This is a genomic window from Hyphomonas sp. CY54-11-8, from assembly GCF_000682735.1.
Classification (GTDB): domain Bacteria; phylum Pseudomonadota; class Alphaproteobacteria; order Caulobacterales; family Hyphomonadaceae; genus Hyphomonas.
Genome location: NZ_AWFD01000034.1, coordinates 222905 through 236014 on the forward strand (window position 1 = coordinate 222905; position 13110 = coordinate 236014).

Annotated in this window: 13 protein-coding genes; 8 read left to right on the forward strand and 5 right to left on the reverse strand. The window is 60.3% G+C overall.

The window, feature by feature from the left end; all coding sequences use genetic code 11:
- Positions 1 to 89 precede the first annotated feature (89 nt).
- Together HY17_RS14920 and HY17_RS14925 are read left to right on the forward strand one after the other, a co-directional pair.
- The gene (locus tag HY17_RS14920) at positions 90 to 1235 is read left to right on the forward strand and encodes a Ppx/GppA phosphatase family protein (protein ID WP_034767998.1); all 1146 of its coding nucleotides are present in this window, start codon (positions 90 to 92) and stop codon (positions 1233 to 1235) included.
- Positions 1232 to 1936, forward strand: a complete 705-nt coding sequence (locus HY17_RS14925; protein ID WP_051600156.1) for an RlmE family RNA methyltransferase — start codon at positions 1232 to 1234, stop codon at positions 1934 to 1936. Before HY17_RS14920 ends, HY17_RS14925 begins: the two co-directional genes overlap by 4 nt.
- 22 nt (positions 1937 to 1958) lie before the next feature.
- Here HY17_RS14925 and HY17_RS14930 read toward each other — a convergent pair whose 3' ends face one another.
- Both HY17_RS14930 and HY17_RS14935 read right to left on the reverse strand, forming a co-directional pair.
- Positions 1959 to 3059 carry a sulfotransferase gene (locus HY17_RS14930; RefSeq protein ID WP_139068969.1) on the reverse strand — a complete coding sequence of 367 codons (1101 nt, stop codon included), beginning with the start codon at positions 3057 to 3059 and terminating at the stop codon, positions 1959 to 1961.
- 75 nt (positions 3060 to 3134) lie between these two features.
- Complete coding sequence (locus tag HY17_RS14935; RefSeq protein ID WP_051600157.1) at positions 3135 to 3431, reverse strand: dodecin family protein; 297 nt, start codon at positions 3429 to 3431, stop codon at positions 3135 to 3137.
- A gap of 142 nt (positions 3432 to 3573) precedes the next feature.
- On the opposite strand from HY17_RS14935, the gene HY17_RS14940 reads away from it, so the two are divergent.
- Both HY17_RS14940 and HY17_RS14945 read left to right on the forward strand, forming a co-directional pair.
- Entirely contained in the window at positions 3574 to 3981 is a 408-nt protein-coding gene (locus HY17_RS14940) for a GFA family protein (protein WP_034768003.1), read from the forward strand.
- Complete coding sequence (locus HY17_RS14945) at positions 3978 to 4400, forward strand: hypothetical protein (RefSeq protein WP_034768005.1); 423 nt, start codon at positions 3978 to 3980, stop codon at positions 4398 to 4400. The genes HY17_RS14940 and HY17_RS14945 overlap by 4 nt, the downstream gene beginning before the upstream one ends.
- Positions 4401 to 4403: 3 nt before the next feature.
- On the opposite strand, the gene HY17_RS14950 is transcribed toward HY17_RS14945, so the two are convergent.
- The gene (locus tag HY17_RS14950; protein ID WP_051600158.1) at positions 4404 to 5570 is read right to left on the reverse strand and encodes an indoleamine 2,3-dioxygenase; all 1167 of its coding nucleotides are present in this window, start codon (positions 5568 to 5570) and stop codon (positions 4404 to 4406) included.
- Between the two features lie 68 nt (positions 5571 to 5638).
- Positions 5639 to 7519 (reverse strand): hypothetical protein, encoded by a 1881-nt coding sequence (locus HY17_RS14955; RefSeq protein WP_155843647.1) that lies wholly within the window; start codon positions 7517 to 7519, stop codon positions 5639 to 5641.
- Positions 7520 to 7632: 113 nt separating this feature from the next.
- On the opposite strand from HY17_RS14955, the gene guaB reads away from it, so the two are divergent.
- From guaB to HY17_RS14970, 3 genes are all read left to right on the forward strand, one after another.
- Positions 7633 to 9090 carry an IMP dehydrogenase gene (gene guaB, locus HY17_RS14960; RefSeq protein ID WP_034768012.1) on the forward strand — a complete coding sequence of 486 codons (1458 nt, stop codon included), beginning with the start codon at positions 7633 to 7635 and terminating at the stop codon, positions 9088 to 9090.
- A 200-nt stretch (positions 9091 to 9290) separates the two neighbouring features.
- Positions 9291 to 10748, forward strand: a complete 1458-nt coding sequence (locus tag HY17_RS14965) for an MFS transporter (RefSeq protein ID WP_034768014.1) — start codon at positions 9291 to 9293, stop codon at positions 10746 to 10748.
- 68 nt (positions 10749 to 10816) lie between these two features.
- Positions 10817 to 11338, forward strand: coding sequence for a hypothetical protein (locus HY17_RS14970; protein WP_034768016.1), 522 nt, complete (start codon positions 10817 to 10819; stop codon positions 11336 to 11338).
- Between the two features lie 125 nt (positions 11339 to 11463).
- Here HY17_RS14970 and HY17_RS19620 read toward each other — a convergent pair whose 3' ends face one another.
- On the reverse strand, positions 11464 to 12081 hold the full coding sequence (locus HY17_RS19620) for an N-acetyltransferase (RefSeq protein WP_051600159.1): 618 nt from the start codon (positions 12079 to 12081) through the stop codon (positions 11464 to 11466).
- Positions 12082 to 12154: 73 nt separating this feature from the next.
- On the opposite strand from HY17_RS19620, the gene HY17_RS14980 reads away from it, so the two are divergent.
- Positions 12155 to 13110, forward strand: a 956-nt coding sequence (locus HY17_RS14980; protein WP_034768019.1) for an RsmB/NOP family class I SAM-dependent RNA methyltransferase, incomplete at its 3' end; no start/stop codon positions are given.

Sequence of the window (13110 nt, forward strand, 5' to 3'; positions counted from 1 at the left end):
CCGGTCAACCATCCCAACAGGCTACGTCTACTGGTCATTTACGTCTCCTGTGGTAGAGATTGCCCCAAGAACTCAGTTTGGGCCACATCATGGCTGACAAAAAAGCGGCGAACCGTCGGGGAAACCGGCGTGGTTCGCGCAAAGGGCGCAATGGACCGCTTTATGCGGCTGTTGACCTTGGAACAAATAACTGCCGCCTGCTCGTGGCGGAGCCGTGGGGGAAATCCTTCCGCGTCGTTGATTCGCATTCCCAGATAGCACGTCTGGGCGAGGGGCTGCACGAAACCGGCCGGCTGTCTGACGCCGCCATTGAGCGAGCGCTGGACGCCTTGAAGGCTATTCGCCGGAAACTGAAGAACCATGGCGTGGGGCGGGTGCGCTGCATCGCGACCGAAGCCTGCCGGCAGGCGGAAAATGGGCCGGATTTCATCCGGCGCGTCCACGAAGAAACAGGACTCACCTTCAAGATCATCAATGCCAAGGAAGAGGCACGTCTGGCGACAATTGGTTGCCACGACCTGATGGCAGACGACGCCAAGACGGTTCTCGTCGTCGATATCGGCGGCGGATCGACGGAACTGTCCTGGGTCAACGCCAAGGTCGCCCGCGAAGGCGGTTCTCATGGTCTCGTCAAACGTGCGCCGATCCAGGACTGGACCAGTTTGCCACTTGGCGTGGTCACGCTGCATGAGCGGTTCGGACACTTACCGGAGGAAGAGGCGTTCCCTGCCATGCTCGACTATTGCGGCGAAGTGATCCGCGCCTGGAAGGGAACGGAACGCGTCAGCCGGGCCATGGGGCAGGATGGCTCCCATCTGATCGGTACGTCCGGCACGGTTACCTGTCTTGCAGGGGTTCACCTCAAACTTGACCGCTACAGGCGCGACAAGGTTGATGGCAGCTGGATGAGCCGCGAAGAGGCGGACGCGGCGGTAAAACTGCTGCGCGATCTCGGGCTGGAAGGACGCGCCACGCTGCCGACCATCGGAGAAGAACGGGCTGGCCTCATGTTGTCTGGCTGCGCAATCATGCAGTCGATCTGGGATGCCTTCCCGGGCGACCGGTTGCGCGTTGGAGACAGGGGCCTGCGGGAGGGCCTGTTGCTGTCCATGATGTATGGTGGCAAAGGCCCGAGAAAGCGCGGCACTCGCCGGCGCTCCGGCAAGGCCAAATTACCGGACGGCGCATCTGGGCCTCCGAAAGACAACAACCCGACAGCGGAAGTGTCCCCATGACGGATGATGAAAAACGCCGCTGGAAAGGCCCGTCGGAAAAGCGCGGAACATCCGGGCGGCGGATGGGCGAACGCAAAATCATTGCGCACCGGGCAAAGAACGAAAGTTCCAAACGCTGGATCGAACGCCAACTGCAGGACCCTTATGTCCAGAAAGCGAAGTCAGAAGGCTATCGGGCGCGGGCTGCTTACAAGCTGCTGGAAATCGATGAAAAGCTGAACCTGTTCCGCCGTGGCCAGCGCGTGGTCGACCTTGGCTGTGCGCCAGGCGGCTGGCTGCAGGTCGCCCAGATCAAGGGCGCCAGTGAAATCGCCGGGATCGACCTCTTGCCGGTCGAACCGTTGGCAGGTGTCCACATCGTGCAGGGTGACATCAACAATCCAGATGATGTGGCTGAGCTCCTCAAGGGACTGACCGGCGCACCCGACCTTGTCCTGTCTGACATGGCGGCAAACACAACCGGTCACAAGCAAACCGACCATCTGCGCACGGTCGCACTCGTGGAAATGGCAGCAGCGTTCGCCGTGGAGCATCTCGCACCGGGCGGCAGCTTCTGTTCAAAGGTCTTCCAGGGCGGCGCGACGAAAGAAGTCCTGGATCTGCTCAAAGCGAACTTCACAAGCGTGAAGCATATCAAGCCACCTGCAAGCCGGGCAGGGAGTCCGGAAATCTTCGTCGTGGCAAAGGGTTTCAAAGGATAGGCTGGCTGCGAGAGGCGCGGGCTTACCTGATATTCACGACACCTTCGCCAAACGGAGAATCGTCCCTCTGAAAGTATCCGTTGTCCGGGAAAAGATCGATTGCAATGGACCGGATGCATTCGATCTCGGACCTGGACAGACGCGTCTGCCAATCGTTCTGACGCTCAAAGGGCGTCAGTTTTTCTCGTCCAGCGTTTGTCACCGGGCTGGCCGCGTCATTGGAGGCGAAGTTCACGGACGCAATATTCAGTTGGTTCAGGATGCTCGGGCCCTGCGCGACAACGTCTTCATATCGCACCAGGTGCGCCCGGCCCGTAACGACGCTTTTTTGCGCTGTCCGTTCGCTTAAACTCCACAAAGCGGCCAAACGTTCGACCGGCGTCTTGTCATAGCGAAGCAGGATGTCAGCAAGGTCGTATTCACGCGTTCCCTTGATGAAGTCCTCCATGTTGTAGTTCTGGCTCAGCCTGAAATCCTGAAAACGCCAAGCCCAATCTGTATCTTTGAAGCTGGCATAAATAGCGGCTGGATTTCTCCGGATGTGGATAACGGGAACCTGATACTGGTCGGAGATTTCATCGAGAATGAACCCAAGCCGGGTGGATTTGACGACCAGGTTCTTGGACCAGGTCCGGGATTCTTCCTTCCGAAGGAAATGCGTGTACCCGTGCGTCCCGACACCCTTGAACGCGAGATGGAGTTTGATCCGGTCGCGGGGAGTCAAGCAATTTGCGGACAGGGGCATATACACGTTCCGGCTTGCCGTATTTGCCCCTTTACTTAGTTGTCCCCAATTATGGCCGGCGGAAGGAGAAAAGGGCTCGAAGAGCGACTTTGCATCCATCGCGTCGACGAATGTTTGCTGCAGCCAGGTCGTCCCGCTTCGCCAGAAGCCGTTGATGAGCAAAGTATCACTCAAGTTCGACGCGCTGATGTAATCCATCAGAGCGATAGAGGTGAGTTTCAGTCGTCCCAAGCCGCGCACGTTTTCTACCTGAATCTGGAATGCACATGTACTGCCTGGTGACTGGCAATTTATGGACCAGATGATTGTTTGGAGCGCTGGGATTATAATAAATACTGCAGAAATGCGGATTTGGGTGATCGAGGCCGGTTCTAACATCAGGGCCGTGAGATCCTGCGGCTTCCAGATGTGGTACAATTCAAAAAGTCGTTGAATTACAACTATTAAAGGAAATCACAGGCGCGCTTCTATTGTATGATAGCCGGTCATGTTTCGGGCGCCGCGGCACGCACGCTGGAAATAGAAGTCGTCAGAGGCGCCCTGATTAACCGCCTCGTAGCCCAGATTCAGCGTCACCTGGTAATGGGTCACCCGGCCATTCGAGATGAAGCCGCGTGCCGTCATGACATCAAACCAGTCAGGTTCGCCGTATCCATCGCGCGCCACAGCAAGCGTTCTGGCAATCGCGTCATCCACGGAGATATCGGATATTCCGGTAATCTGTCGGCTAAATGAGCTGGCAGCAGGCATACGAGCAGGCTTTCCCGTTCTTTCGCTACAACTCCCTCCATTGAACCTATGCGCTATAGCCGTGTTTGGTTCCAATTAACTGTCGCTTGCACCGTGAATGCTGACGTTTCACAATGATGGCGACACATTGGGAGGAACAATCATGACCACGACAGGCGGCTGCTATTGCGGCGAAATCCGATATGAGGCGGACGGGGAGCCGGTGATGAAAGGCGAATGTCATTGCCGCGAATGCCAGTACCTTACAGGCGGTCAGGCCAATGACTTCATGGCAATGCCCACTGCCGGCTTCCGTTACACCAAGGGTGAGCCAAAGAAGTTCAAGCGAAGCGACCTCGACCATGCGGTCACGCGCGAATTCTGCGGCACCTGTGGGACGCATATTCTGACACGGTCTCCAGCACTGCCTGATGCCGTTATCCTGAAAGTCGGATCGCTGGATGATACCAGCCTCTTTGGCCAGCCGCAGGTCGTCATGCAGACAGCCGATGCACCGAGTTTCCACCACATTCCGGAAGGCATTCCGTCGTTTGAAAGATTCCCCGGATGAAGCCTGAGAGGCTGATCTTGATAGGGGCGGCGATCGCAACGGTCGCCGCCTGTAGTGCGCTCAGGGACTATCACGCCGCCAATCCGGACTTTGGCAGCTCCTTGCCGCCTTATGAGCGCATTCAGTTCGCGTCTCAGTTTGCGACGCCTGCAGAACGCGCGCGATGTGAAGCGGCAGGAGGAGTCGTCCAGAAAGCCGGACGGTTAGGCTGGCAGCACTGCGTTCAGAGTTTCGCCGACGCTGGCAAGGCATGTACCGGCAGCGACGACTGTCTCGGGCAATGCCGTTTGGCCGGCGACCCCGGATCGGTCGCGCCTGGCACGCCGGTCCAGGGAACTTGCCAGGCCAATGATGCGCCTTTCGGCTGCTACACGACCGTCGAGAATGGCAAAGCCGGCATGTCGATCTGTGTCGACTGAGATCTAGACAGGCAATAGATGCGCCTCGGCCTCGTCGCGGTGCTTCTTCAAATATTTCATGAAGGGCGTTCCGCCGGTGCCGATGTCCGGGTCATTGCCCGCGCTCTGGCTTGCCTGCTTGTTGATATAGCTTGCCGCATATTCAAGATGCCGCGTCCGGAAACGCGCCAGCTTCGAGACGTTCTCATTGTAGAGGCGCTTCAGGTCTGCATCGCCAGACTGTTCGACAAAGACGCGGACGCGGCTCGACGCACGAATATCCTCGATCAGGCGCCGGTGCGCAGGCGGGCGATAAGCGTGAAGCTCATCCAGGAAGCTGCGTAGCGGGTCTGCAGCATGGCCGACGCTGAACAGCGCATCCATCGCGGGGACGATTGAAGATTGCGATCCCGTCTGTCCTCGGAAGGCTTGGGGCCTGCCTCCGGTTTCCTCGACGCCCTCATAAATCAAGCCATCGCCAAGGGCCGGATTGTCCTTCCAGCCATGAATCCACGGGCGGACGCGGTGGAAATAGCAATAAGGATCGCACCGCTCCGGCATCCGGTCGAAAATGGCGTTCACATCGTCCCACACGGTGGACATGACCGACAGGCAGCGTGCAGCTTCCGGAACACCACCGGTTTCGGCCGCCGCGATCAGTGTCAACCCTTCGTCCAGCATTTCACCAGCCCGTGCCTCGATGGCGACATGGACGAGAATGAACCAGGCTTCGTCCATTCCTCCGTCAAAGTGCTGGAGGACGCGAACATTGGAAAGATCGATCGGGCCGCCTTCGTCAATCAGAGCCCAGTTCTCCAGCGTGTAGGAGGAGTACGGCAGCAGCGGCGGCTGGCCGAGGCGCTGGCTGAGCTGCCAGATCGGTACGGCGAGGCAAGCGGGCAGGGCACGGGGCGCCTCGGGCTCTCCCCAGACATATGTCTGTACCATGAAGGAATAGTGCAACATGGCAATCCGCTGCTCGGCTTCGCTGGCGATGGCGCAGAAATCGGTGAGATCGATGGCCGGCAACCGTTCCAGCAAAGCCCGCACGCGGCCGGTGCAGATCAGCTTGGGTATGTCCAGCGCCATCTGCCGGGCCGGTTGCAGTAAAGCGGGTAATTCCACCATTGCCGGATCAAATGACGCAAGAAATCCCCGATTCCGGGTCAGTCCATAATCGGAAAGTTTCATAAACCGCTCCTCCCAGGGCATATTATTACATATGAAACTAATTCCGTTTTGGAAGTTCCGGCAAGGGGCTAATGGCGGTGATCGGGCTCCCACCAATAGGGCGTCTGCTCTGCCCAGTCTGAGTCCCGGAAACGATAGTGCAGTAGTTCGAACGCGCGCTTGGCGACGGGTTCGCCGTCAATGTCGCCCGCTGGTTCATGTTCCAGCATAAATACGACGCGGTGCAACGCTTCGGCCATCAGGTCCTTGTGAGGATTGAAGGCGCGCTTCCATCGTGTGTTGGTGTTCCTGTCGACCCAGTCAATCACCGTCAGCGACAGGGTCCGCGTCATCCGCTTGTCTCGGGTCAGCGGTGCGATCTCGTCCCAGGCTGCCCAGTGGGCGAAGCCCTCGTCGCTCCTCCGGATCGTTTCATACGGGCCCGGCAGGAGGTCCGGATAGGGTAGGTCACTCAGATAAAATCTTGACGAAAAATATGCACGATAGCCCTGAAGATTGCCGCGTGTGCGGGCTCGAAAATAGGAATCTCTCGAAATGTCGTACATCCAGGTTCTGAAATCCTGATCAACCGCCGCCGCCCAGGTCCAGTCTTTCGACAGGTCCCTGTGCAGATGCTGCGGTTTTGGATCAGTTTCCGCGCAATCGCTTTCATGCCGTGTCGACAGACAATCCACCCGCAGGGCAAAGACAGCCTGCCGCACAGGAGCGGGCAACCCATTCAGTCCCTCCATGGCATTCTTGTGCCACGAATAGCGCTGAAGAAACGTATCAATCTGCCGCTCCGCATCCTCGGTTCGTCCCAGTGCAATGGTCCGGGCCAGCGCCATGTTGGGCTTTATCGTCTCCAGCGCGCGGATCGGCAGCATACGGAAAGCATCCGGCGCGTAAGGGCCTTGTGCATAAGCGGCGGCAGCATCGGCACCCGGCGCCGACAGCATCAGGGGCAGCGTCAGCGCGCCCGGATCGCTGATCCGTTTGGAAAGTGCCTGCCAGCGCTCATGATTCCACTGGGTAAATGGGTATGTCAGGCTGTAACTGATGGCGATTTGCCGGGCCTGGCGCAGAAATTCGGCGTCATTGCGGCGTACGGGAAGCCAATCCTGGCCCCGGGGCTGCACGCTTGCGGCCAGGATTGTGTAGACCGCTGCATCCGCCTCACACCGCTCAATGGCGCGGGATATCCCGCTGACGGTTCGCTCCAGAGCGTCGGGTAACTGGCGCTCCTCCCGGGTTGCCAGAACCGCCAGCGCCAGCCATGGGCCGGGCCGTGCCTCGGCTTCCGCCTTAGCCAGGATATGTGCGTAGAGCCGGTTATCATCCGCCGTCCATGCCGGGCGCAGGGCAGGGTAGAGCTCGTAAGGTTCTGCCGACAGGGACAGCGCAGCCTGCAGCCAGTCGAGAGCCGGTTCGCGCCGGGCCAGGTTCGCGACGCGCCGTTGCAGTGGCGTGAGGCCCATAAGGTGGGCCTTGCGCCGCGAATAGCCTTTGGCATCGTCAAATGCCTCCGGCCGCAGCCACCAGTCAGCGGCCGGCCCGGCGCTGGTCATCAAGTCGAGATGAGCGGCTGATGCGAAGAAACCCGCTGCGAGCGGTGCCGGGTCAGCTTGCGTCATCACCGCGAGATCCTGCCCGATCGTTTCGTCGTTCCAGTTTCCTGGCTGGTGCTCGGCGGCATAAAGATTGATCTGCTGCCGTCCTGCGCTGGGCGGGATTACCTCGAATCCGGACATGATGCGATAGAGTTGCACCGTGCCACTAACGGAATCCACGTGGGAATGATGACCACCACCAGAATAGAGCGTACCGAAGCGCTGATAGGCGGAATCGATTGCCTTTGCCTCTTCTGCATAGCGCCCGTCGCAGAAGGTTGCCGGATCGGCCACCGCGCTCGCGGCAAAGGTGGCCGCCGCCAGCCCCGCACACATCCAGTTTCGTCGGCTTTGTCCCATGGCGAAAACAGATACTCGCCGAGGTTGACGAAAAGATGAATGCATTCAGGCGAAACTGCCCCCTTCACAAGCCCGCGCGACTCCCTTATTGGGCCGAAAAGGGAGCTCCCCACATGAAAATCCGACAAGCGATCACCTTTGACGACGTGCTTCTCCAGCCCGGCGCGAGCGAGGTTCTTCCCGCCGACGTCAATGTCTCGACCTTCCTGACGAAAACCATTCCGCTGAACATTCCGCTGATTTCGGCGGCCATGGACACGGTGACTGAGGCGCGCCTCGCCATCGCCATGGCGCAGGCCGGCGGCATTGGCGTCATTCACCGTAACCTGTCCGTCGAGGAGCAGGCCGGTGAAGTTGCCATGGTCAAGAAATACGAAAGTGGCGTCGTGATGAACCCCATCACCATCGCGCCCACAGCGACACTGGGTGAGCTGAACGAACTCAAGCAACGCACTGGTTTCTCTGGCATTCCGGTGGTTGAGGACAATGGCAAGGTCGTCGGTATCATCACGAACCGCGACACCCGGTTTGCCGAAGACATGAATGAGAAGGTCGCGAATCTGATGACTCGCGACGTCGTCACGGTGGAAATGGAGACCTCGTCGGAAGAGGCCCGCCGCCTACTGCACAAGCACCGGATTGAGCGCCTCGTTATCGTCGACAAGGACAATAAGTGCCTGGGTCTCCTGACCGTGAAAGACATGGACAAGGCCGCGGTGAACCCGAATGCCGCGAAGGACGCTGCAGGCCGCCTGCGTGTCGCTGCTGCCTCTACGGTCGGCGACGCGGGCTTTGAGCGTACCGCCGCGCTGATCGAGGCGGGCGCGGACGCGGTTATCATCGACACGGCGCATGGACACTCCAAGGCGGTGGCAGAGGCTGTCACGCGCGCCAAGAAGATTTCCAATGCCGTGCAGATCATTGCCGGCAACGTCGCCACCGGCGAAGCCACTAAAGCGCTGATCGACGCAGGCGCCGACGCGGTGAAAGTCGGCATCGGCCCAGGCTCGATCTGTACGACGCGCATCGTCGCGGGCGTCGGCGTACCTCAGCTGACCGCCATCGAAGCCTGCGCGAACGCCGCCCAGTCGAGCGGCGTGCCGGTCATCGCCGATGGCGGGATCAAATTCTCGGGTGACTTCGCCAAGGCCCTCGCGGCCGGTGCAGCGACTGCCATGATGGGTTCCATGTTCGCAGGGACCGAAGAGGCGCCCGGCGAGGTGTTCCTCTACCAGGGCCGCTCCTACAAGGCCTATCGCGGTATGGGCAGCCTCGGCGCCATGGCGCGCGGTTCAGCCGATCGTTACTTCCAGAAGGACGCTGCCGCCGACAAGCTCGTCCCGGAAGGCATCGAAGGGCAGGTGCCGTTCAAGGGCCCGCTCGCGCCGATCATCCACCAGATGGTGGGCGGCCTGCGCGCAGCGATGGGGTATGTCGGCGCCAAGGATATTGACGAGCTGCACAAGAAGGCGGAGTTCGTCCAGATCACGGGTGCCGGCCTGCACGAAAGCCACGTCCACGACGTCCAGATGACCCGGGAAAGCCCGAACTACTCGCTGTCACGGGGATAGGGTGTAGACGGCATAAATTCGCCATTTGGCGCTTGCACGTTTCGCAACGGCAGTAGGCAGTTCTGAACCGGAAATGCTGGACCTCAAGGCCAGCATTTCCCATAGTCCTCCAAAAAAAGGGAGGTCAGATACTCGATGGACGCAATTCTGCTGCGCCTTGGAAATGCCGCCATGTTGGCAGTCACAAAGGCAGGTGGCCGATGACGGTTGCCAGTCCGGCCGCCCCGCCAAAACTCGGATTTGCCACGCGTTTCTTTTACGGCTTCGGCTCGATCGCCTATGGCGTCAAGGATATCGCGTTCAGGACCTACCTGCTCTGGTATTACAACTACATCATTGGCGCGCCGCCGGCGCTCGTCTCGGCTGCCATCATGGTTGCCCTGATCTTCGATGCCATATCCGACCCGGTCGTCGGCCAGATTTCCGACCAGCTCCGCACGCGCTGGGGCAGGCGCCATCCCTTGATGTACGCGTCCGCCATCCCGGCTTCATTGTCGTTCATCCTGCTCTGGTTTCCACCACCAGGCCTGGAGGGCGCGACGCTCTTCGTTTACCTCGTCGTCCTGTCCACCGCGGTGCGTACCTTCATCACGCTATATGAGATCCCGAGTTCGGCGCTCGCACCTGAACTTGCACCCGGTTATGATGATCGAACCGCCATCGCCAGCTATCGATATTTCTTCGGATACCTTGGCGGTATCGGCCTTTCCTTCATTACATTGTTCTATTTTATGCAGCCGACAGAGGCCTATCCGGTCGGTCAGCTGAACCCCGATGCCTATCTCGCTTTCGGCCTCTTCGGTGGCGCCCTGATGTTCACATCTGTCGTGGCATCCACAGTGGGGACGCACCACCGCATCAAATACCTTCGGCTGCAGCCGAATCGTGACGAGCGGAAAAGCGCGTTCCAGACCCTTGCGATGATGGCGCGCACTTTTTCAAACCGGAACTTCCTCGCCATCCTCAGCTTCGGCATCCTGAAATACTCGGCGATCGGCCTGACCTCCGCATTGGCGCTGTATTTCGGCACCTTCTTCTGGGGCTTCACCAATTTCCAGTTGGCCATCCTGACACTTGAATACATCGTCGCCGCGACCCTGGCCCTGGCATTTGCACCCTTTGCGTCCCGTTTGATGGGCAAGCGAAACGCGGCGTTCTTGCTGGCCGTACTCGCCGTGATAATGGGCGCGCTGCCATTCATCCTGCGTCTCAACGGGCTCTTCTTTGAGAATGGTGATCCGCGCCTCCTGCCGGCGGTGTTTGCGATCGGCGCGGTGTACTCTTTGTGCGGTGTTTCTTCGGCGATTCTCGTCCATGCGATGATCGGCGACGTTGTCGACGACAGCAGCCTGCGCACCGGGCGGCGCGCCGAAGGCTTGTTCTATTCCGCCAACAGTTTCATGCAGAAGAGTGTATCAGGCATCGGCGTCTTCGCTGCCGGCCTGCTGCTCTCTTTGGTTGGCTTTCCCGAAAAGGCGAGGCCGGGCCAGGTATCGCAGGACGTGATCAACGCACTGGCGATCTGGTACATTCCAATCCTGATGGCCCTGTATATTGGCGGGGCCTGCTTCCTGTACTTCTACCAGCTCAGGCGCGCAGACCACGACGCCAATCTCGAAGCGATCCGCCAGCAGGAGAACGCCTCGGCAGGCGAATGAAGAGGCCCACCCGGCCAGTTATCCACCACCCAAGCCAACCGGATTCGCTCTCGCAGTAATTTCCGCGCATGAGCACGGATTTCATCACCTTCACCCTTCAGCAGGTCTGCATCAACCTGGCGGAAGCCACCTATGATGCGGGGCTGACACGCAGCCCGGACACTGTTCCGCTAATCACGGCGAGGCGGTTGCGGGCGCATGTAAAGCAGCTGGCGATCATCCTCCGCCGTCTGACCATGCTGATGGCGCTCAGCTTGACGCTGGATCCGATCAGGGCGCGTAAGAGGCCGGAGGGCCCGGAAGATGATGATCCTGTCATCACGAAAGCGCAGATCTCTTTCAGTATCGCGCTCAGCGGGCAAACGCAGGTCTACGCGCTGGACGGCCACGGCTTCCCGGAAGGCGCATCGTCCGCGTCCGGTCCGGTGCCGGTCGCCAGTCTCATGCGGCGGTTCGAGGTGCTCGGGGCGTATCCTGCGCCATCCGGAAAAATATGCCCTGCGCGTCGCGCGCGTCATGGAACGCCGCCGCCGGGCAGGGGCGCCGCGTCCGCTCGGCGCGTCCATCCCGACCTATCGTCTGAAACCTGAACTCGGCGCGGCGGCGGCCGGGCTTCCCATGCTGCTGGCAGACGCCTTCAGCAGATGGAATGACAGCAGCTGATCCTACCCCCTTATCCTACACCCATTCACCGGACAGGCAGCGCCTGCGCCGGTCACACGTGCTGGGGGTCATGCGGCTCCCGCCACATCGCCTCCATCGGTGGACTGCCCGGGCCGACTTCGAACAATTTCATCCGCTCAAAACCGTGACTCCGGTAGAAGCCGGTGTTCTGCGGGTTCGAGTTTTCGAGGTAACAGGGCAGGCGGGCCTTGTCGGCGGCCGCTTTCATTGGCGTCATCATCAGCTTGCCGAGACCCGTGCCGCGTGCCCCCTTCCGGGTGCCGATAGTGAAAAGGTAAAGGTGGGGATCTTTCGGATGATGCGCATCCATGGCCTTGCCGGCATTGAGGGCCCGGAAAACAGACCCTTGCGAGCCCTTGAGCAACAGGGTCGGCATCAGGCGCAAGGTCGGCAGCAGGCCCAACTCCCGCCGGTTCTGCGACTCGATCCACATCGTCGCCCCGCCGTCCCCGGCAAGGTGGCAGATGCCGTATTTGAGATAGATCGCTTGTGCGAGCAGGGAAAACGTCGGCTTCAGCGCTTTGGTCCGGCCGAAGATCCAGAGGTTTACCGGATCTGTCTCAAAGGCTTCGCCCGTGATGCTTCCCATTTGGCGCCAGTCTGCGGCAGCGGCCTGTCTAAGCCCCTCCGGCAGGTTAATCTCCAGCATCTTCCGCCCTTTCCGGTTTCTTTCTGTTTTTTGAGACGCTAACACAGCCCTCCCCAAAAGGAGCACCAAAATCATGCGCAACGGCGGACGTATCGCGGCAGCCATCGACGTACTCTCAGACGTCCTGAACCGCCACCAGCCGGTGAAATCTGCCGCGCGGGATTGGGGCAAACGGGCCCGCTATGCCGGCGCGAAAGACCGCGCCTGGGTCTCCGGCCTTGTGCTGGATGCGCTGCGCAAGCGGAATTCCATCGCGCATGCCATGGGCGACGACAGCCCCCGCGGCCTGATCCTCGGCGCGCTGGCCCATGCCTGGGGCTGGAACATCCGTGAAATCGACGCGGCGATGGATGAGGAGCATGCGCCTTCGAAGCTGACGCTGCAGGAGCGCGAACGCCTCGTTATGGCGCCGGACCCGACCGCGCCGCCGCACGTGCAGGGCGACTATCCCGAATGGCTGGCGCCGCACCTGGCGCGTGTTTTCGGAGAAGAAGCGGCCGTTGAAGCGCAGGCCATGGCCGTGCGCGCCGATGTGGATTTGCGCGTCAACACGCTGAAAGTGGATACCGAAAAGGCCGCCGCGCCGCTGAAAAGCGCGAAAGCCGAGCCGTCAAAACTGCTCCACAATGCCTACCATATTCCGGCCCGTGATCCGTCCCAGCGCGAGGCGAGCCTTGAAAGCATTCCGGCCTATTCGAAAGGCTGGGTCGAAGTTCAGGACGCCGGATCCCAAATCGCGGCAGCGGCAGGCAACGCGCAGCCTGGTGAGCAGGTGCTGGACTATTGCGCCGGCGGCGGCGGCAAAACGCTCGCGCTGGCCGCCCAGATGCAGGGGAAGGGGCAGGTCTTCGCCTATGATATCGACGGGCGGAGGCTTTCCGCCCTGATCCCGCGCCTCAAACGTTCGGGCGCCCACAATGTTCAGCTCGTCCACCCGTCGGAGTCGACACAGCTGGAAGACCTGACCGGCCAGATGGACCTCGTCTTCGTCGACGCGCCCTGCACGGGCACCGGAACCTGGCGCCGCCG